Origin of the sequence: Tritonibacter sp. SIMBA_163, from assembly GCF_046535935.1 — a bacterium.
Taxonomy (GTDB): domain Bacteria; phylum Pseudomonadota; class Alphaproteobacteria; order Rhodobacterales; family Rhodobacteraceae; genus Epibacterium; species Epibacterium scottomollicae.
Genome location: NZ_JAWJBP010000859.1, coordinates 1 through 254 on the forward strand (window position 1 = coordinate 1; position 254 = coordinate 254).

The window sequence follows — 254 nt, forward strand, 5'->3', positions numbered from 1 at the left end:
GGCCATGAAGACGATGAACCAGATCCCTGCGCCCAAGGCCGGCAAGGTCGTCGAGATCCTCGTCACCGACGCACAACCCGTCGAATACGGCGAGCCGCTCGTCATCATTGAGTAGGACGGTCCATGATCTCGAAAATCCTCATAGCCAACCGCGGTGAAATCGCGCTGCGCGTGTTGCGTGCCTGCAAGGAGCTCGGCATTGCCACCGTTGCCGTGCATTCGACCGCCGATGCGGACGCGATGCATGTCCGGCT

Annotated in this window: 2 protein-coding genes; both read left to right on the forward strand. The window is 61.4% G+C overall.

The genetic code is table 11. The features are described from left to right. A partial coding sequence (locus R0J92_RS24780; protein ID WP_411053638.1) for an acetyl-CoA carboxylase biotin carboxyl carrier protein occupies positions 1 to 115 on the forward strand: 115 nt, incomplete at its 5' end. 8 nt (positions 116 to 123) lie between these two features. Next, the coding region (locus tag R0J92_RS24785; RefSeq protein ID WP_411053639.1) for a biotin carboxylase N-terminal domain-containing protein at positions 124 to 254 on the forward strand (131 nt) is incomplete at its 3' end.